This is a genomic window from Glycomyces tenuis DSM 44171 (assembly GCF_000427885.1).
GTDB classification, from domain to species: domain Bacteria; phylum Actinomycetota; class Actinomycetes; order Mycobacteriales; family Micromonosporaceae; genus Glycomyces; species Glycomyces tenuis.
On sequence record NZ_ATYW01000014.1, the window covers coordinates 130,811 to 149,732 of the forward strand.

Sequence of the window (18,922 nt, forward strand, 5' to 3'; positions counted from 1 at the left end):
TCAGCTCCCTCCGAACAGGTAGCCGCGGCGGCGCAGCAGGTAGACGAAGACGGGGACGCCGATGAGCGCGGTGACCGCCCCGACCGGCAGCTCCCGCGGGGCGACCAGGGTCCGCGAGAGGAGGTCGATCCAGACCATGAGGACCGCCCCGGCGAGCGGCGCGACCGCCAGGACGCGGCCGTGGTCGGCGCCGACGACGATGCGCACCACGTGCGGCACGATGAGCCCGACGAAGCCGATGGCCCCGGCCGCGGCCACCATCACGCCGGTGACCAGCGAGGTCAGCACGAGCAGCCGGGCGAGCTGCCGTCCGGTGTCGACGCCGAGGCCGGCGGCGGTCTCCTCGCCGAGCGACAGGACGTCCAGGATCCGCGACCCGCGCGCCAGCAGGGCGATCCCGGCCAGCACCGCGACGGCGACGACCGGCAGCGTCGCCCAGCTCGCCGCGCCGAACCCGCCCATGGTCCAGAACAGGATCGTGCCGGCGGCCTCGGCGTTGGGCGCGAAGTAGACGATGACGCTCATCGCGGCCTGGAGCGCGAACGACATGGCGACGCCGACGAGGACCAGCCGCAGTGGACTGAGCCCGGTGGACTGGACGGCGGCGAGGTAGACGACGAGGGCGGCGGCCAGCGCGCCGAGGAAGGCGCCGCCGGAGACCGCGTAGACGCCGAGCGCGCCGAGACCGCCCCACACGCCGACGGCGACCGCGCCCGTCGAGGCGCCGGCCGAGATGCCGAGGAGGTAGGGCTCGGCGAGCGGGTTGCGCACCATCGCCTGGACCGCGATGCCCATCGCTCCGAGGCCGGCGCCGACGAGCGCGGCGAGCAGCACGCGGGGCGTGCGGATCTGCCACACGATCTGGTAGCGGCCGGCCTCCTCGATCGGGACGTGGCCGCCGGTGAGCGCCGCCCAGAGGTGGGCCGCGGTGTCCGCCGGCGGGATCGAGGCCGAGCCGGCCCCGATCGCCACCAGCGCGGAGACGGCGAGCAGCGCCGCGAGCGCCGCGGCGGTGAGCGGGACGTTTGCGCGGCGGCCCGAGGCGGCGGCGACGCGCGGCGGCGGTGAGGTGGTGTCGGCGGGGGCTGGCATGCGGGCTGGTCCTTCACGGTCACGGGTCAACAGAAATGATAATGACATTCAATTCTGATAACTGTGAGGAGGCGCGAGCCGTTGTGATCCTCGCCGTAGTCGCCGGTGCCGAAACCGGCCGGGGCCCGTCGTCCGCTCGGCCCCGGCCGGCCCCTCACCCCGCTCGCCGGAGGCGAGCGGGGCGGAGGACCGTCAGCTCGCCCGTCCGGCGGCGCGGCGGCGGCCGACCGCGGCGGCGAGATCGCCGAGGAGCTCCTCGGTCCGGTCCCAGCCGATGCAGGCGTCGGTGACGCTCTGCCCGTACTCGAGCGTCTCCAGCGGCCCGGGCTCCTGGCGGCCCTCGGCGAGGAAGCTCTCCACCATCAGGCCCGCGATGCCAGGCTCTCCGGCGGCGATCCTGTCGGCGAGCTCGCGGACGACGCCCGTCTGGCGGACGTGGTCCTTGCCGCTGTTGGCATGGCTGGCGTCGATGACCAGGCGCTGCTCCATCTCGGCCTTGTCCAGCAGCGCGAGCGCGTCGCGGACGGATTCGGGGTCGTAGTTGGGGCCGCCGCGCCCGCCGCGCAGGATGATGTGGCAGTCGGGGTTGCCGCTGGTCGACACGATGGAGCCGCGGCCCTCCTCGTCGATGCCGAAGAACACGTGGCTGCCCGCGGCGGCGCGGCAGCCGTCTATGGCCGCCGTCGCGTCCCCGTCCGAGGAGTTCTTGAACCCGACCGGCATCGACAGGCCCGAGACGAGCTGGCGGTGCACCTGGCTCTCGGGCGTGCGCGCGCCGATGGCGCCCCAGGAGACCGCGTCGGCGATGTACTGCGGGCTCGTCGGCTCCAGGAACTCGCAGGCGACCGGCAGGCCCGCGTCGAGCACGTCCAGCAGGACCCGGCGGGCCAGCCGCAGCCCCAGCTCCACGTCGTGGGTGCCGTCCAGGTGCGGGTCGTTGATCAGGCCCTTCCATCCGAGGGTCGTGCGGGGCTTCTCGAAGTACACCCGCATGACGACGCACAGCCGGTCGGCGAGCGGCGCGGCCGCCGCGGCCAGTCGGCGCGCGTAGTCCGCGGCGGCGGCCGGGTCGTGGACCGAGCAGGGGCCGACGATGAGGAGCAGCCGGTCGTCATCGCCGGCCATGATGTTCGTGACGGCCTCGCGGCCGCTGCGCACCAGGGCGGCCCGCTCGGGGCCCAGCGGAAGCTCGCCGCGGAGGACGGCCGGGGGGATCAGCGGCTGGAAGCCGAGGACGCGCAGGTCGTTGGTGTGCGGTGCGTTGGACGTTGCCATCGGGCGGGAATCCCATCTCCTTCAGGTGGCGGGCCCGCCTCCGCTCGTGGACGTCCACCCGGTGCCGGCCCGCCAAAACGACGAAAGGCAGAGACGGTCGTCTCTGCCTTGCTGGCTCCGGGTGTTCGGCTGGTCAGCGCATGCGACCACCGGCTCCACCCGGAGCCGGCGTAAAGCGCTGATACCAGCGAACTGCCGTAGACATGCGGGAAACCATAGCACGGACGGTTCCCGAGGGCCGCCCGTGCGAGGCCGAGGTCTCAGCGGGCGTCGAGTTCGACGGACTCGGAGGCCTTGGACAGCTTCGTGCCGAACCTGCTCAGGACGGACAGGAGCGGACCGGCCTTGAGCGTGAGGTTGCGCGCGGCGATGCCCAGGCCGCTCTGCGGCGCGATGAACGCCAGCCCCGGGTCGGCGATCGCCTGGTTGGCCGCGACGTAGGGGCGCATGCGCCCCTCGTAGGCGGCGAGCGCGGGGCCCGGTTCGGTGTGCCGGGCCAGCTCGTCGGCGAGCACGTAGGCGCCGACCATGGCCAGCGTGGTGCCCTGGCCGGACATCGGCGAGGGGCAGTACCCGGCGTCGCCGAGCAGGGCGATCCGGCCGCTCGACCAGCGGTCCATGGCGATCTGGGTGACCGAGTCGAAGTAGAAGTCCGGCGCCTGGTCCATGTCGGACAGGATGCGGTCGGTCTCCCAGCCCATGCCGCCGAACATCGCCCGCAGGTGCCGCCGCTGCTCCTCGGCGGGACGGCGGTCGATGTCGGTCTCCTCGGGGGAGCGGTGGAGCAGGAGCGCCTTGGCGTCCGCGGCCCGGGGCGTCTGGTAGAGCACGAGCACCTTGCCGGGCGTGTTGAACAGGCGCACTTCACGGTCCAGGCCCCGGTGGTTCGGCACGGTGAAGATGCTGACGTAGCTCTCCAGGAAGCGGCGGTACGGCTGCTCGGGGCCGAAGGCGAGGCCGCGGACGTTGGAGTGCAGGCCGTCGGCACCGACGACGAGGTCGAAGGTCGCCGGCTCGGCGCGGTCGAACGAGACGCGGACGCCGTCGTCGCGCCGCTCCAGGGCGGTGATCGTGTCGCCGTAGCGGTACTCGGCCCCGCCGGCGGCGCCGAGGAGCAGGCTGACGAGGTCGCCGCGCAGGATCTCCAGGGAGCGGTCGCCCGGGGCCAGGAGCGAGGAGTCGAGTTCGGCCTTGGTCCGGCCGCGGGCGTCGACCATCGCGATCCGCGTGATGTCGGTGATCGCGGCGCGGATCTCGTCGAGGACGCCCATCCGCTCGGCGACGTCGATCGCCGCGCCTCGGAGGTCGATGGAGTAGCCGCCGGTCCGCGGCGCCGGGGCCTTCTCGACCAGCGTGGCGCGGATGCCGTGCTGGCCCAGCCAGTAGGCGAGCGCCGGTCCGGCGATGCTCGCTCCTGAGATGAGGACGTTCTGTACCGCTGTCATGGTGTGCTCGCTTTCGTGTGCGGTGTCATCGCTCTGGGGGACTGAAGCCGTGTTCGAGCACGGTCAGCGCCCGGTCCACGAGCTCGGAAAGGGGTGTGGCGAATCCGGAGAGATACCAGTGGCGCATGGCGCCGATGAGGCCGCTGATGAGGGCGTGGACGAAGACCTGGGCCTCGAAGTCGTCGCCGCGGGCGCTCGCCACGGCCGCCGCGATGCTGTGCGACTTCTCGGAGGCGTTGAGGAGGAGCGCGGTCTCGAGCGAGGGGCTGGAGTAGATGAGCCGCACCCGCCGCCGCATCAGCCGGAGCTCGTCCTCGCCGAGGGCGGCGAAGCCACCGCGCATGGCCCGCCGGAGGGCGCCGATCGGGTCGTCGCCGATGAGCTGTTCCACGATCGGACTGACCGCGGGCTCGTCCTCCTCGTCCCAGATGACGAGCATCTCCTTGGTGCCGAAGTAGCGGTAGACCGTCCGGGGGGAGGCCTCCGCGGCCTCGGCCACCGCCTCGACGGTGACCGCGTCGAAGCCGTGCTCGTCGAACAGGTCCAGCGCGGCGTTCTGGATGCGGTGCATCGCCGCGAGCTTCTTGCGCGCTTGCAGCCCGGCGGGTTCAGCCATGGCCGCCGCCTCGGGCTGCGGGAGGCTCGATTGCGGAAAGGTCCATGCGAACAGTATAGGCAGTGACTGCCAATTGGCAGTCACTGCCTATACTGTGTGCTTCGCGACCGGTGAAGACGCGGGCGGTCCGGCGCCGGTGTCGATCCGGCGGACGCGGGCGGCCCGGTCACGGCGACACGGTCGCTTCGACGCCGTTGAGGATGATCTCGACGGCGTCGAGGAACTCGTCGTCGCCGGACGCGGGCGGTTCCCGCCGGTCGGCTTCGAGCGCGCGCAGCACGCGGGCGAAGTCCTCGCCCGCGCCGAGCCCGCGGAGCCGCTCGGCGAAGAAGCGGTCGGCCTCGGCCGGGGGGCGCCCTTCGGCGGCGCTCGCGAGCTCGGCGTCCTGCTCCACGTCGCCGCGGGTGTAGGTCCACAGCAGGGTGAGCACAGTGACCGCGCGTCCGCTCGGCAGGCCGAGCTCCTCGACGCACGCCAGCCCGGCCTCGAGCCGGCGCACGTACGAGGGCAGCAGCGGCTCGGTGCCCACCGGCACCGCCGTCAGCCACGGGTGCTCCTTGTAGGTGCGGCGCAGATCGAGCACCCACGCGCGCAGCCGCTCGCGCCACGTCCCGCCCTCGGGGACGGCGGGCGTGCCGAGCGCGCGGTCGGAGGCCAGGACGACGAGGTCCTCTCTCGACTCGACGTAGCGGTACAGCGACATCGTGCCGCTGCCGAGGGCCTTGGCCAGGCCGCTCATGGTGATCGCCTCGATCCCGCCGCGGTCGCCGAGGTCCACCGCCGCCTCCAGGAGCCGCTCGAGCGTCCACCTCGGCTTCGGGCCCTTCGTCGTCGCCGGAGCGCGGTTCCACGCCAGCAGGACGGCGTTCGGAACGCCGAGGACCTCGGCGCCCGCCGGTTCGCTGTCAGTGCCGCTTCGCATGCGGCCATGGTACTGCGTACCCCTTGCGCAGCTGTACTGCGTAAGTGTTACGCTGTATCCATGACGGTACGACTCACGAGAAACGAGCCACGACCCGGCTACGCCGACCGCCCCGCCGAAGCGGCGATATCGGTCTCCGGCGTCCGCAAGCGCTACGGCGACCGCGAGGTCCTGCGCGACGTCGGCTTCGACGTCCCCACCGGACAGGTCTTCGCCCTGCTGGGGCCCAACGGCGCGGGCAAGACCACGCTCATCCGCGTCCTCACCACGCTGATCCGGCCCGACGCGGGAACGGCCCGCGTCCTCGGGCACGACCTCCGCCGCGAAGCGCCGCGCGTCCGCGAGCTCATCAGCGTGACCGGCCAGTACGCCTCCGTCGACGAGGAGCTGACCGGCCTGGAGAACCTGGTGATGATCGGCCGCCTGCTGGGTCTGCGCAAGCGCGCGGCGACCGAGCGGGCCGGGGAACTGCTCGCCGAGTTCGACCTGGCCGACGCCGCCTCGAAGCGCGTGGCCCTCTACTCGGGAGGCATGCGCAGGCGGCTCGACCTGGCCGCCGGCCTCATCGGCTCGCCGCCGGTGATCTTCCTCGACGAGCCCACGACCGGGATGGACACCCGCAGCCGGGGAGCGCTCTGGAAGGTCGTGACCCGGCTCGCCGAGCAGGGGAGGACGATCTTCCTCACCACCCAGTACCTCGAAGAGGCCGACGCCCTGGCCGACCGCATCGCGGTCCTCGACGGCGGGCGGATCGTCGCCTCCGGCACCGCGGACGAGCTCAAGCGGACCGTGGGCGGCGAGGCGATCGAACTGGTCCTGGAGGACGGGACCGTCACCCGCGAGACCACCGACGGCGACCCCGAGCTCCTCCGGGAGATCCTCAACCGCCACCACCGCGACGGCCGGGCCGTCCGGTCCTGCACCGTCCGCAAGCCCACGCTCGACGACGCGTTCCTGGCCCTGACCGGCCACGGCGCCACGACCCGGGAGGATGCGCGATGACCGCCGCCCCAGCCGAACTCGTCTTCACCAAGCGCAGCGTCACCCACTCGCTGCGCAATATCGACAGCCTCGTCACCGCGATCGTCGCCCCCGTGGCGATCATGCTGCTGTTCGTCACCGTCTTCGGCGCCGCGCTCGACACCACCGTCGGCGGCGCGTACGCCGACTACGTCACGCCCGGCGTCATGCTGCTGTGCGCGGGCTTCGGCGCCGCGCTCACCGCGACCTCGATCCACACCGACGTCTCCAAGGGCTTCATCGAGCGCCTGCGCACCATGCCGGTCCGGGCGTCCGGAGTGATCTTCGGCCACGTCTTTGCCAGCGTCCTGCGCAATCTCGCCTCCACGGCGGTCGTCATGCTCGTCGCGGTCGCGCTCGGCTTCCGCCCCACGGCCTCACCGGCCCAGTGGGCGGGCATCGCCGCGCTCCTCGCCGCGTACATCCTGGTCTTCACCCTCATCGCGGCGGCGTGGGGACTGGCGGCCGCGTCCGTGGACTCGGCCGGGATGTTCAGCTTCATCGCGCTCTTCCTGCCGTATCTGTCCACCGCGTTCATCCCCGTCGAGAACCTCCCCGACTTCCTCGAGGGCTTCGCGGCGCACCAGCCCGTCACGCTCGTCATCGAGTCCCTGCGCGGGCTGGCCACCGGGGACCCCGACGCCGGGACGACGCTGCGGGCGGCCCTGTGGCTCGCGGCCCTCGGGGCCGCCGCCACCGTCCTCACCGTCGCGCTGTTCCGGCGCGCGGCGAGGAGATAACGGGCCGGCTCCCGTGCGGCGGCCACCACCGGCGGTGGCCGCCGCACGGGCATGGCCGCCCGGAACTCGAGGCGGTGGTCGGCCCGGCAGTCGGTGGCGCCCGCGCTGCCGCCGCAAGACCGACGAATACGAGGGATTGACATGATTCAATGCGAAATGGTAAAAAGGAAACACAGTTAAGAGAGAGCGCTCTCTCGAATGGCGGGCAGAGCCGGATCCGCCGCCGGGGAGCGCCCTCGACTCACCGCTACGTTAGGGACTCGACCGTGAGGCCACTTCGAAGACCACTCCGCCTTCTGGCCCTGGGCTGCGCGGCGATCGCCGTCGCGGCGACGGGCCTGACCTCGTTCACCGCGGCCAGCGCCGAATCGGAGGCCACCGTGCAGCAGCTCGTCTGGAGCGATGAATTCGACGCCCCGGCGGGCACGCCGCCCGACCCGTCCAAGTGGCGCTACGACATCGGCGGAGGCGGCTGGGGCAACGCCGAGCACCAGTACTACACCGACAGCACCGCCAACTCCGCCCACGACGGCAACGGCAACCTGGTCATCACCGCCCGCCAGGAGGGCGGTCACGACTGCTGGTACGGGGCGTGCCAGTACACCTCGGCCCGCCTGCTCACCGCAGAGACCTTCACCCAGCAGTACGGCCGCTTCGAGGCCCGCATGCAGATCCCGCGCGGGCAGGGCATCTGGCCCGCCTTCTGGATGCTGGGCGACGACCTCGGCCAGGTCGGCTGGCCGCAGAGCGGCGAGATCGACATCATGGAGAACATCGGCAGCGAGCCGGGCACCGTCCACGGCACCGTCCACGGCCCCGGCTACTCCGGCGGCGCGAGCATCGGCAACGCCTACACCCTCCCCGGTGGACGGCAGTTCGCCGACGGCTTCCACACCTTCGCGGTCGACTGGGCGCCCGGATCCATCACCTGGTCGGTCGACGGCCACGTCTACTCGCAGCTGACGCCAGCCGACGTCGGCGGCAACCAGTGGGTCTTCGACCACCCGTTCTTCATGATCATGAACGTCGCCGTCGGCGGCCACTGGCCCGGCTACCCCGACCAGACCACCCAGTTCCCGCAGCAGCTCAGGGTCGATTACATCCGCGTCTACGCGGGCTAGGCAGGACCGGCATCACTCCGCGCGGTCGGCCTTTCCGGTGCTGAGCACGTCCAGGTAGCCGCTGAGCCGAGCGGCCGCCTCGAGCATGGCCAGGCCCCGCTCGCTCAGCCTGCGCCGCCAGTCCTCCAGGGCACTGGACAGCGCCTCGGTGCCGCCCGCCGTCCGGATCTGCCGGACCACGGCGGCTATGTGGTCCAGCGGGTAACCGCCGCGCCGCAGGAGGTGGGCGAGCTCGGCGTCGCGGACGTCGTCGGCCGCGAAGCGCCGGTATCCGGTGGCCCGGTCCCGTTCGGGGGAGAGGATCCCGGCCTCCTCCCAGTTCCGCAGGGTCGCCGGGGTGAGGCGGAGCCGGTGCGCGAGTTCGCCGATGCCGTAGGGGACGGGGTCCGCCGGGCGGGCCGGGGCGGCCTCGGGCCCGCCCGTCAGGCGGTCGACCGCCGCCCGCACCGCCTCGAGCGTGCCCCGGTCGCGCAGCAGCTGCTCGTGGCCGCGGTCGACGATCATCAGTGCGCCGTCGAGATCGCCGTCGCCGAGCGCGTGCATGATCTCGCCGCCGGTCGCGTGCCCGTGGGCCCGGGCGAGCGCCAGGAAGGCGCGGAGCGCCGCGGCGTGCACCTCGGTGTAGACCCGGTAGCCGCTGCGGGTGCGCTCGGCGGGCGGGATGAAGCCGTCGCGCTCGTAGTTGCGCACCGCCTGGGTCGACAGGCCGTGCTCCCGCGCCAGATCCGAAGGCCGCAAGTTCACCATCGATTGAGACTTTACCGCGCAGGCTCAAGGCCAGATCCGATGCAAGTCTCAACTGAAGTTTCAACGATATGTTCAAGGCCATGACTCAGGACATTCGAGACTTCGTCGACGGCTCGCACGAGCTCGTCGGACTCGGCGAGCCCACGCACCGGGAACCGGCCTTCGGGCGGGTCCGCAACGAGCTGTTCGCCCAGTTGGTCGACCGCGGCTTCCGGTCCTTCGCGCTCGAGAGCGACCGAGTGGCCGCGTTCGCCGTGGACGACTTCGTCCGCGAAGGGGCCGGCACCCTCGACGCGGCGATGAGCGAAGGCTTCTCGCACGGCTTCGGCGCCTTCGACGCCAACCGGGAGCTGGTCGCCTGGATGCGCGAGTACAACGACGGCCGACCCGCCGAGGAGCGGCTGGCCTTCCACGGCATCGACGCTCCCCTGGAGTTCACCGCGGCCAGTCCCCGCCCCGACCTCGAACACGCTCGCGACCACCTGGGGCTCGATCTCGACTTCGCGCCGCTGATCGGCGACGACGAGCGGTGGAGCCGCACCGAGGCGGTCACGGACCCGGCCGCCTCGCCCGGCGACACGCCCGAGGCCCACCGGCTGCGGGCGATCGCCGACGACATGCTCACCCTGCTCCACGCCCGCGCTCCCGAACTGATCGCCTCGACCTCCCTCGCCGCCTGGCACCGGGCCAAGGCCCACCTCACCTCCGCGCTCGGCCTGCTGCGCTACCACCGGCAGGCGGCGCAGCCCATCGAGGACCGGGAGCGGTGGACCCGCCTGTGCGCCGTCCGAGACGCGCTCATGGCCCAGAACCTCCTCGACATCCGCGGCATCGAGGCCCGCCGAGGCCCGACCATGGTCTTCGCCAACAACGTCCACCTCCAGCGGAACCCGAGCCGCATGACCATCTGGCAGGGGGAGATCACCTGGCACGGCACGGGCGCCGTCATCGCGTCCCTGCTGGGGGAGCGGTACACCGTCGTCGCAGGCAGCCTGGGCCGCAGCGATGGCATGGAGCTCGCCGAGCCCGAACCCGGCACCCTCGAGCATTCGCTGCAACGCCGCTTCCCCTCCTGGGGCCTGGTGGCGGCCGACGCGGTCGACCCGGCCGCGGCGCGCGCCGACGCCGCTCCCGAGCAGGGGTACTTCCCCCTCGATCAGGAGACGCTGGGCGGAGTCGACGCGGTCCTGCACATCAGCGCGGGCGTCGCGCCGAGTCTCAGAGGCTGATGTTGATGTCGAGCAGACCCAGCTTCCACGCCGCGTCGCGGGCGAGCAGGAAGCCGACGATGCCGAGGACCCAGCCGGTGGTGCTCGCGGCGTGCTTGGTCATCCAGTTGTTCATCTTGACCAGCAGCGGCTCGACCGCCTTGCGGGCGAACAGCCTCGCGGCGAGCAGGGCGAGCGCGGGCAGCACCATCACGGCGCAGTAGGCGGCCATCGTCAGCGTGATGCCGGCGGCGCCGATCCCGGCGGTGGTGATCAGGCCGATCGCCGCCAGGTAGGGGAGCATCGTCGCGACCTCGACGGTGGCCGCCGCGAGGGCGAGCCCGGCCAGCGGCAGCGCCGAGCCCCGCCTGGTGCGCGTCGCGGTGCCGGCGGCGCCCTCGGCCTCTTCGACGCCGAGGGCGCGTTCGCGCCAGCGCATGAGCCTGCCGCCGCCCTCCTTCTTCCGCTTCGAGTCGAAGCGGAAGCTGAAGATGAACAGTCCGACGCCGAGGGCCAGCTGGATCCAGCGCGCGGTCCCCGTCTCCAGGAACGCGGAGATGTCGCTCATGAACGTGTTGGCGCCCAAGGCGATGGCCATGCCGACGGCGAAATAGAACGCGACGATGGTGCCCAGGTAGACCAGCATCCGGCCCACGCGGATCCGGCCGGGCGCGAGCAGCAGCCAGATCGGGATGAGCAGCGTGCCGAAGCTGGTCGAGTCGATCAGCGCGAGCACGACCAGCGAGGCGGCGAGTGCGAGGTCCATACCTGGAGCGTATGGAGCCGGAAGGGTGCGCCGCATCGGTCGCTGGATCGAAGTCGCGCTGCGCCACTGCACCTTTGGTGGCAAACCGAAGGGCGGACCTCCGCCCTCGCGCGGGCCCGCGCCCTGAGGCGCGCATGGTCTCCCGTGAACGGAGTGGCGCGGCACAAGCGATGGGGGCACCGGGACTCGCCCGCCTCGCGGGCGACTGACATAAGGCCGGCCTAGCCTTGCAATCGCATTGTCCGGAGCGGTCATGCCTCGAACGTCTCGGCCCTTGCGGGTCTTCCCCATCGTGCTTCGCAACGCGGGGGTGGCTCGCGTCGCCGACATCGCACCCGACCCGCGTCGCATCACCCTCACCGGCGAGGAACTGCGGGAAGGGCGGATGGGCGACGGCTTCGACACCCTCGACATGGTCGAACCGGCGCCCCAGGACATGCGCGGGGCCTGAGGTCCGACGGGTCCGGCCCGCCGCTCGGCGGGCCGGGCCCGGGCGTCGTTCACACCGCGGCCGGGTGGGGGTCCTCGGCGCGGAAGACCAGCCCGCCGCCCCTGCGGTCGACGGTGACGCGCTGACCGGGGCTGAGCCGGCCGTGCAGCAGCATGGCCGACAACTCGTTGTCGATCTCCCGCTGGATCGTGCGGCGCATCGGCCGCGCCCCGAACTCGGGTTCGTAGCCGTGCTCGGTGATCCAGTCCACCGCGGCCTGCGTGAACTCGACGTCGATGTCCTGGGCGTGGAGCCGCCGCTTGGTCTCCTCCAGCAGCAGCGCGGTGACCTGCCGGAGCTCCTCGGTCCCCAGCGGCCCGAAGATGACGATGTCGTCGATCCGGTTGAGGAACTCCGGGCGGAAGTGCTCGCGCAGCCTGGGCATCAGCCGGTCCCGCAGGCCGCCGCCCTGCTCGCCGGGGGCCGCGGTGAAGCCGACCGGCCCGGAGCGGAGCAGGTCCGAGCCCAGATTGCTGGTCATGATGAGCACGGTGTTCTTGAAGTTCACCGTGCGGCCCTGGGCGTCGGTGAGGCGGCCGTCGTCGAGGACCTGGAGCAGGGCGTTGAACACGTCCGGGTGCGCCTTCTCGATCTCGTCGAGCAGCACCACCGAGTACGGCTGGCGCCGCACCCGCTCGGTGAGCTGCCCGGCCTCCTCGTATCCGACGTAGCCGGGCGGGGCGCCGATGAGCCGGCTGACGGTGTGGCGCTCCTGGTACTCGCTCATGTCCACGCGGATCATCCGGTCGGCGTCGCCGAACAGCGCCTCGGCCAGCGCCTTGGCCAGCTCCGTCTTGCCCACGCCGGTGGGGCCGAGGAACAGGAAGCTGCCGACCGGGCGGTTCGGGTCGCCCAGGCCCGCCCGCGAGCGGCGCACCGCCTCGGCCACCGCCCGCACCGCCTGGTCCTGCCCGATGATGCGCTGGTGCAGGTGCTCCTCCAACCGCAGCAGCCGGTCCTTCTCCTCCTCGGTCAGCTGGCTGGCCGGGATGCCGGTCGAGCGGGCGACGATCTCGGCTATGCCCTCCTCGTCCACCACCGGGAAGCCGCCCCGCTGCGCGCCCTCGCCGAGCCCGTCGATCCGCTCGCGCAGGGCGGCGATGTCGTCGCGCAGCGAGGTGGCCCGCTCGTACTGCTCGTCGGCGACGGCCTGGTCCTTGTCCCTGGTCAGCTGCTCCAGCCGCTGCTCGAGCTCGCGGCGTTCGCCGTCGGGGCGGCGGCTGTGCAGGCGGACGCGGGCCCCGGCCTGGTCGATCAGGTCGATCGCCTTGTCCGGCAGGAAGCGGTCGGTGATGTAGCGGTCGGCCAGCTCGGCGGCGGCGACGAGCGCCTCGTCGGTGAAGCGCACCTGGTGGTGGGCCTCGTAGCGGTCGCGCAGGCCGCGCAGGATCGCGATCGTGTCCTCGACGGTCGGCTCGGGGGTCAGGATCGGCTGGAAGCGCCGCTCCAGCGCCGCGTCCTGCTCGATGTGCTTGCGGTACTCGTCGAGCGTGGTCGCCCCGATGGCGTGCAGCTCGCCCCGGGCCAGCGCGGGCTTGAGGATGTTGCCCGCGCCCGCCGCGCCCTCGGAGGCCCCCGCGGTGACGATGGTGTGCAGCTCGTCGATGAAGATGATGAGCTCGTCGCCGTGCTCGCGGATCTCGTCCATGATCTTCTGGATCCGCTCCTCGAAGTCGCCGCGGTAGCGGGTGCCCGCGACCACGCCGGTGAGGTCGAGCTGCACCACGCGCCGCTCGGCCAGGACGTCGGGCACCTCGCCGTCGACGATGCGCTGCGCGATGCCCTCGACGATCGCGGTCTTGCCCACCCCAGCCTCGCCGATGAGCACCGGGTTGTTCTTGGTGCGGCGGGAGAGCACCTCGAGGGTCTGCTCGATCTCGTTCTCGCGGCCGATGACGGGGTCGATCTTGCCGGTCCGGGCCAGGTCGGTCAGGTCGACGCCGTACTGGTCCAGCGTCGGCGTGGCGCTGGGCGGCGTCTGCTCGGGGGGCGGGGTCCGGCCGGCCGCCGTCGAGCGCAGGGACTGCGGGGAGATGCGGTGGGCGCCGAGCATCCGGCCCGCCTCCGACTCCTGGTTCGCCGCCAGCGCCAGCAGCAGGTGCTCGGGGCCGATGTAGGACGAGCCGAGCGCGCGGGAGATCTGGTGGGCCTCCAGCAGCGCGCGTTTGGCGGCCGGGGTCAGCGCGGGCGGCTCGTCCCGCCGGTCTCCCCGGGGCACCCGCCGGGCGAGCTCCTCGGCCAGCGCCTCGGGGTCCGCCCCCGCTCGGGACAGCAGCTGCCGGGTCGGCTCGACCTGCGTGGCCGCCCACAGCAGGTGCTCGGTGTCGAGATCGGCGCCGCCCCACTCCATGGCCTGCCTGACGGCGGCCCCGAGGAGCTCTCTGGCCTGGTCGCTCATCAAGGTGGTGATGTCCACCCGGCGCGCCGGGCGCTGCTGGCCGGGGCCGCCGAAGAAGCGCGCGAGGAACTCGTCGAGCGGGCTGTACTCGAATCCGCCGCGGCCGAAGAAGTCGGTCATCGGTGCCTCCACAGTCGTCGAGAATGCACTGCCGTCGGGCATGGTTCGGCCGGCTCGCCGGCGCCGCCCCACGGCATTCCCGATCGGCGGGAGACGAAACCCCGTCCTCCTTCGGATCTTCGGGCTTGACCTGTCGCGGTCATGCTTTGTAGGGTCTCCGTATAGATCGATATATTGAAACGATTCATAGGGGGAGGCTTGGGCGCGACCGAACAGACCGGCCCCGAGGCGGCGCGGCCGATCGTGGCGCTGACCGGAGTCGCCAAGCGCTTCGGGGCCGTCCGGGCCCTGAGCGACGCCCGGCTCGAACTCCACGCCGGTGAGGCCCACGCCCTGGTGGGGGAGAACGGCGCCGGCAAGTCCACGCTCATCAAGATCCTCGCCGGGCTCTACCGCCCCGACGCCGGGAGCGTCGAGATCGACGGGCGGCCCGTCGCCTTCGCGGGCACCGCCGAGGCCAAGGCCGCGGGCATCGCCGTCATCTACCAGGAGCCGGCCCTCTTCGGCGACCTCACCGTCGCCGAGAACCTCTTCGTCGGACGCCAGCCCAAGGGCCGCTTCGGACTGATCGACCGCGCCGAGATGAACCGCCGCGCCGCCGCCCTGCTCGAGCGGCTCGGCGTGCGCCTCGACCCCGACCGGCCCGCGGGGGGCCTGTCCATCGCCGACCAGCAGATCGTCGAGATCGCCGGGGCCATCGCCCTCGACGCCCGCGTCCTGGTCATGGACGAGCCGACCGCCGCGCTCTCCGGCGTCGAGGTCGAACGCCTCTTCGGCGTCGTCCGCTCGCTGCGCGACGACGGCGCGGCCGTCCTGTTCATCTCCCACCGCTTCGACGAGGTCGAGGCCCTGTGCCAGCGCGTCACCGTCATGCGCGACGGCGCCCACGTCTCCACCGACCGCATGGACGAGGTGACGGTCGAGCAGCTGGTGCGGCGCATGGTCGGCCGCGAGCTCGGTGCCATGTTCCCCAAGCGGGAGGTCGAACCCGGCGAGACCGTCCTCGAAGTCGAGGGCCTGAGTCGGGCCGGGATCTGCCGGGACGTCGGCTTCACCGTCCGCGCCGGAGAGATCGTCGCCCTCGCCGGACTGGTCGGCGCGGGCCGGTCCGAAGTGGTCCAGGCCGTCTTCGGGATCGAGCCGCGCGACACCGGAACGGTCCGCGTCGACGGCCGGACGCTGCCCTCGGGGAGCCCCCGCGCCGCCATGCGGGCCGGCGTCGCCCTCGTCCCCGAGGACCGCCGCCTGCAGGGCCTCCTGCTCGACCTGTCCGTCATGCGCAACGCCACCCTCGTCCGCCGCGGCCGCCTGTCCCGCTTCGGCTTCCTCACCGGCGGCGCCGAACGGCGCGAGGCCGCCGAATGGACCGCCAGGCTCAGCACCAAGTACGGCCGCCTCACCGACCCCGCCGCCACCCTCTCGGGCGGGAACCAGCAGAAGGTCGTCCTCGCCAAGTGGCTCGCCGCGAACCCCCGGCTCCTCATCGTCGACGAGCCGACCCGCGGCATCGACGTCGCGACCAAGGCCGAGGTCCACCGTCTGCTCTCCGAGCTCGCCGCCGACGGCGTCGCGATCCTCATGGTCTCCTCCGAGCTGCTCGAAGTGCTCGGCATGGCCGACCGCGTCCTGGTCATGCGCGAGGGCCGCATCGCCGGAGAGCTGAGCCGCGCCGAGGCCACCGAGGAGTCGGTCATGCTCCTGGCCACCGGGCAGGAGGCCGCCGCGTGACCGCACTCCTCAAGCGCCCCTCGCGCGGCACGGCCGCCGGCACCGGCTCGACCGCGCTCGACCTCGCCCTGCGCTTCCGCGCCCTCGGCCTGCTCATCGCCCTCGCCGTCCTCGTCGCCGCCACCGCCGCGGTGAACCCGCGCTTCCTCGGCCTCCAGTCCGTCCAGGACATGCTCTTCGCCGCCGCCATCACCGTCCTGCTCGCCTCGGGCATGACCGTGGTCGTCCTGACCCGCGGCATCGACCTGTCCGTCGGCTCGGTGCTCGGCCTGTCGGCCTACCTCACCGCGAGCCTGCTCAGCGAGACCGGCGCCCCCGTCGTCCTCGCCCTGCTCGCAGGCCTCGCCATCGGCGCGGCCTGCGGGGCGGCCAACGGCGCGATCATCCACTTCGGGAAGGTCCCACCGCTGGTGGCGACCCTCGGTACCCTCTACATCGTCCGCGGCCTCGTCTACTTCGCCGCCGGAGGCTCGCGCGTCAACGCCTCCGACCTGCCGCGGGGCTTCCTCGACTTCGGCAACGGCTCCGTCCTCGGCGTGCCGTACCTGTTCCTGATCTCCCTGGCGGTGCTCGTCGCCGTGGCGGTCTTCCTCGCCGGAACCCGGGCCGGACGCGACCTGTACGCCCTCGGCTCGAACCCCGAGGGCGCGCGCCTCGTCGGCGTCAGGGCCGGGCGCCGCCTCATGACCGCCTACGTCCTGTGCGGGGCGCTGGCGGGCCTCGGCGGCGTCCTCCACGCCGCCCGCTTCGGCACCGTCGACGCCTCCGCCGGCCACGGCCTCGAACTCACCGTCGTCGCGGCCGTCGTCGTCGGCGGCGTGGCGATCTTCGGCGGCTCCGGCACCGTCCTCGGCGCCGGGCTCGGCGCGCTGCTGCTGGCGGTCATCAACAATGCCCTGCCGGTACTGCGCATCGACCAGTTCTGGCAGCAGGCCATCGTCGGCGCGCTCATCCTCGCCGCGATCGCCCTCGACCGGCTCGTGGGCCTGCGCGCCGCCCGCGCACTGCGACGAAAGGGGTCCCATGTCGACTGAGACGCTGACGGCCAGGCTCCGCGACTCGGCCGCCGTGCGGCACCTGGCCACCTGGGACGCGGCCATCATCGCCGCGACGATCGCCTTCCTGGTCGTCGCCGCGCAGACCGTCGAGCACTTCGGCACGGCCCGCAATGCCGGGTACATCATCCTCGACCTCGCGCCGATCCTCCTGCTCGCCTTGGCGATGACGCTCATCGTCACCACCGGCGAGATCGACCTGTCCGTCGCCAGCACCGTCGGCCTCACCAGCGCCGCCATGGGCGTGATGTGGAACAGCGGAATCCCACTGGAGACGATTATGCCGCTCGCGGTCGTCCTCGGCGCGCTCCTCGGCGCGGTCAACGGCCTGTTCATCACCGGCTTCGGCCTGCCCTCGCTGGCCGTCACCATCGGCACCCTCGCCCTCTACCGAGGACTGTCCTACGTGCTCCTCGGCGACACGGCGGTGGCCGACTGGCCGCGGGCCTTCACCGGCTGGGTCCTCGGCACCATCGGCGAGACCCAGGTCCCCAACGTCCTCATCCCGCTGGCCGCGCTCGCCGCCGTCGTCGCGGTCGTCCTGCACGCCACCACCGTCGGCCGCGCCGTCTACGCCGCCGGCGCGAACCCGATCGCCGCCGCCTACGCCGGGGTGCCGGTCCGCCGCCTCAAGTTCTGGCTCTACGTCGCCTCCGGCGCCATGGCCGGGCTCTGCGGCGTGTTCTGGACCCTGCGCTACTCCTCGGCCCGCGCCGACAACGCCTTCGGCCTCGAGCTCACCGTCGTCGCGGTCGTCCTGCTCGGCGGCGTCTCGATCTTCGGCGGCAAGGGGGCGCTCCCCGGCGTCCTCGCCGCGGTCGTGCTGCTGACCGCGCTCCAGAACGCGCTGCGCCTCGCCCACGTGTCCACTGAGGCCCTCACCGTCGTCACCGGCTCGCTCCTGATCGCGGCGGTCCTCGCCCCGAACACCGCGAGCGCCATCCGCGGCGCGCTCCGCCACCGCCAGCGCCGCACCGTATGAGGAAGGAACGTCCATGTCCCGCAAACGCATCCTCCGGCTCACCACCCCGCTGCTCGCGGCGGCCCTGCTCGCCGCCTGCGGCGGCACCACCCAAGGCGACGAGGACGAGGGCGGCGGCGCAGGCACCGGCGCCACCGCCGACCCCGACGCCGACTTCCAGACCGGCCTGTCGGTCGCCATGCTCCCCAAGTCGGTCAACAACCCCTACTTCGAATCCTCCAGCGCCGGAGCCGAATCCGTGGTCACCGGGCTGGAAGGGACCTTCGAGTACACCGGCCCCTCCGACGCCTCGGCCTCGTCCCAGGTCAGCTACATCGACACCCTCAGCCAGCAGGCCACCGACGTCATCCTGCTGTCCGCCAACGACCCCAACGCCCTGTGCTCCTCGCTCGAGCAGGCCCGCGGCGCCGGGACGGTCGTGGTCACCTTCGACTCCGACGTCGACCCCGGGTGCCGCGACCTGTTCGTCAGCCAGGTCGACGGCGCCGAGGTCGGCCGGGCGCTGCTGGAGATGACCGCCGAGCAGATCGGCGGCTCGGGGCAGATCGCCGTCCTCTCGGCGACGGCCAACGCCACCAACCAGAACGCCTGGATCGCCGTCATGGAGGAGGAGCTGGAGTCCAATCCCGACTACGCCGACATCGAGCTGGTCGACGTCGTCTACGGCGACGACGAGGACGAGAAGTCCTTCTCCGAGACCCAGGGCCTCCTCCAGGCCCACCCGGACCTGAGCGCCATCGTCTCGCCCACCACGGTCGGCATCGCCGCCGCCGCGCGCTACCTCTCCGGCTCCCAGTACCAGGGCGAGGTGGCGCTGACCGGCCTCGGCACCCCGAACCAGATGCGCGAGTACATCGAGGACGGCACCGTCACCGAGTTCGCCCTCTGGGACCCGACCGCGCTCGGCGAGCTCGCCGCCTGGACCGGGGCGGCCGCCGCCTCGGGCATCATCACCGGCGCCGAAGGCGAGACCTTCACCGCCGGTGAACTCGGCGAGTACACCGTCGGCGCCGACGGCGTGGTCACCCTGGGCCCGCCCACCCGCTTCAACGCCGACAACATCGACGACTACGACTTCTAGAGGATCGGCCGCCGCGGCCCGGCCGGGCCGCGGCGGCATCGCAAGGCGGCGACCGCAACCGGAGACCCTGACGTCCCGTCCGTATGATGCCTACAGATCCGGCAACTCCACCATCG

The 18,922-nt window shown here is 72.5% G+C and carries 16 protein-coding genes and 1 pseudogene; 9 read left to right on the forward strand and 8 right to left on the reverse strand.

What is annotated here, in order from left to right; translation table 11 throughout:
* The 5 genes from YWW_RS0115675 to YWW_RS30860 form a co-directional block, all read right to left on the reverse strand.
* A complete protein-coding gene (locus YWW_RS0115675; RefSeq protein WP_081687499.1) occupies positions 1 to 1,092 on the reverse strand; it encodes a FecCD family ABC transporter permease in 1,092 nt (363 codons plus the stop codon).
* Between the two features lie 192 nt (positions 1,093 to 1,284).
* Positions 1,285 to 2,367, reverse strand: coding sequence for a 3-deoxy-7-phosphoheptulonate synthase (locus tag YWW_RS0115680; RefSeq protein WP_026930851.1), 1,083 nt, complete (start codon positions 2,365 to 2,367; stop codon positions 1,285 to 1,287).
* Positions 2,368 to 2,627: 260 nt separating this feature from the next.
* Complete coding sequence (locus YWW_RS0115685; RefSeq protein ID WP_026930852.1) at positions 2,628 to 3,812, reverse strand: FAD-dependent monooxygenase; 1,185 nt, start codon at positions 3,810 to 3,812, stop codon at positions 2,628 to 2,630.
* A gap of 25 nt (positions 3,813 to 3,837) precedes the next feature.
* The gene (locus YWW_RS30855) at positions 3,838 to 4,428 is read right to left on the reverse strand and encodes an acyl-CoA-like ligand-binding transcription factor (RefSeq protein WP_051325886.1); all 591 of its coding nucleotides are present in this window, start codon (positions 4,426 to 4,428) and stop codon (positions 3,838 to 3,840) included.
* 166 nt (positions 4,429 to 4,594) lie between these two features.
* On the reverse strand, positions 4,595 to 5,350 hold the full coding sequence (locus YWW_RS30860) for a TetR/AcrR family transcriptional regulator (RefSeq protein WP_051325887.1): 756 nt from the start codon (positions 5,348 to 5,350) through the stop codon (positions 4,595 to 4,597).
* A 60-nt stretch (positions 5,351 to 5,410) separates the two neighbouring features.
* Here YWW_RS30860 and YWW_RS0115700 point away from each other — a divergent pair, with 60 nt between their 5' ends.
* The 3 genes and pseudogenes from YWW_RS0115700 to YWW_RS30870 form a co-directional block, all read left to right on the forward strand.
* Positions 5,411 to 6,352, forward strand: a complete 942-nt coding sequence (locus YWW_RS0115700) for an ATP-binding cassette domain-containing protein (protein WP_081687500.1) — start codon at positions 5,411 to 5,413, stop codon at positions 6,350 to 6,352.
* Positions 6,349 to 7,110: an ABC transporter permease gene (locus YWW_RS30865; protein WP_035698524.1), complete on the forward strand. Its 762-nt coding sequence runs from the start codon at positions 6,349 to 6,351 to the stop codon at positions 7,108 to 7,110. The genes YWW_RS0115700 and YWW_RS30865 overlap by 4 nt, the downstream gene beginning before the upstream one ends.
* 296 nt (positions 7,111 to 7,406) lie before the next feature.
* Positions 7,407 to 8,222 (forward strand): annotated as a pseudogene (locus YWW_RS30870) (glycoside hydrolase family 16 protein); the annotation flags it as partial.
* Between the two features lie 21 nt (positions 8,223 to 8,243).
* On the opposite strand, the gene YWW_RS0115715 reads toward YWW_RS30870, so the two are convergent.
* Positions 8,244 to 8,978: a TioE family transcriptional regulator gene (locus YWW_RS0115715; protein ID WP_026930854.1), complete on the reverse strand. Its 735-nt coding sequence runs from the start codon at positions 8,976 to 8,978 to the stop codon at positions 8,244 to 8,246.
* Positions 8,979 to 9,058: 80 nt separating this feature from the next.
* Here YWW_RS0115715 and YWW_RS0115720 point away from each other — a divergent pair, with 80 nt between their 5' ends.
* Complete coding sequence (locus YWW_RS0115720; protein ID WP_026930855.1) at positions 9,059 to 10,207, forward strand: erythromycin esterase family protein; 1,149 nt, start codon at positions 9,059 to 9,061, stop codon at positions 10,205 to 10,207.
* On the opposite strand, the gene YWW_RS0115725 is transcribed toward YWW_RS0115720, so the two are convergent.
* On the reverse strand, positions 10,197 to 10,952 hold the full coding sequence (locus YWW_RS0115725; protein ID WP_026930856.1) for a GAP family protein: 756 nt from the start codon (positions 10,950 to 10,952) through the stop codon (positions 10,197 to 10,199). The two genes, YWW_RS0115720 and YWW_RS0115725, sit on opposite strands and share 11 nt — an antisense overlap.
* A 253-nt stretch (positions 10,953 to 11,205) precedes the next feature.
* Here YWW_RS0115725 and YWW_RS36020 point away from each other — a divergent pair, with 253 nt between their 5' ends.
* Complete coding sequence (locus YWW_RS36020) at positions 11,206 to 11,403, forward strand: hypothetical protein (protein WP_155830201.1); 198 nt, start codon at positions 11,206 to 11,208, stop codon at positions 11,401 to 11,403.
* Positions 11,404 to 11,452: 49 nt separating this feature from the next.
* Here the strand turns inward: YWW_RS36020 and YWW_RS30875 are convergent, their stop codons facing one another.
* Positions 11,453 to 13,960, reverse strand: a complete 2,508-nt coding sequence (locus YWW_RS30875; protein ID WP_035698522.1) for an ATP-dependent Clp protease ATP-binding subunit — start codon at positions 13,958 to 13,960, stop codon at positions 11,453 to 11,455.
* A 198-nt stretch (positions 13,961 to 14,158) separates the two neighbouring features.
* Between YWW_RS30875 and YWW_RS0115740 the strand changes: the two genes are divergently transcribed.
* Genes YWW_RS0115740 through rhaS form a run of 4 tightly spaced genes read left to right on the forward strand, consistent with a single transcriptional unit; the run spans position 14,159 to position 18,806 of the window.
* On the forward strand, positions 14,159 to 15,688 hold the full coding sequence (locus YWW_RS0115740) for a sugar ABC transporter ATP-binding protein (protein ID WP_051325889.1): 1,530 nt from the start codon (positions 14,159 to 14,161) through the stop codon (positions 15,686 to 15,688).
* Positions 15,685 to 16,722, forward strand: a complete 1,038-nt coding sequence (locus YWW_RS0115745; protein WP_026930858.1) for an ABC transporter permease — start codon at positions 15,685 to 15,687, stop codon at positions 16,720 to 16,722. Before YWW_RS0115740 ends, YWW_RS0115745 begins: the two co-directional genes overlap by 4 nt.
* Positions 16,712 to 17,725, forward strand: coding sequence for an ABC transporter permease (locus YWW_RS0115750; RefSeq protein ID WP_051325890.1), 1,014 nt, complete (start codon positions 16,712 to 16,714; stop codon positions 17,723 to 17,725). The genes YWW_RS0115745 and YWW_RS0115750 overlap by 11 nt, the downstream gene beginning before the upstream one ends.
* A 13-nt stretch (positions 17,726 to 17,738) precedes the next feature.
* The gene (gene rhaS / locus YWW_RS0115755) at positions 17,739 to 18,806 is read left to right on the forward strand and encodes a rhamnose ABC transporter substrate-binding protein (RefSeq protein ID WP_026930860.1); all 1,068 of its coding nucleotides are present in this window, start codon (positions 17,739 to 17,741) and stop codon (positions 18,804 to 18,806) included.
* Positions 18,807 to 18,922: the final 116 nt, after the last annotated feature.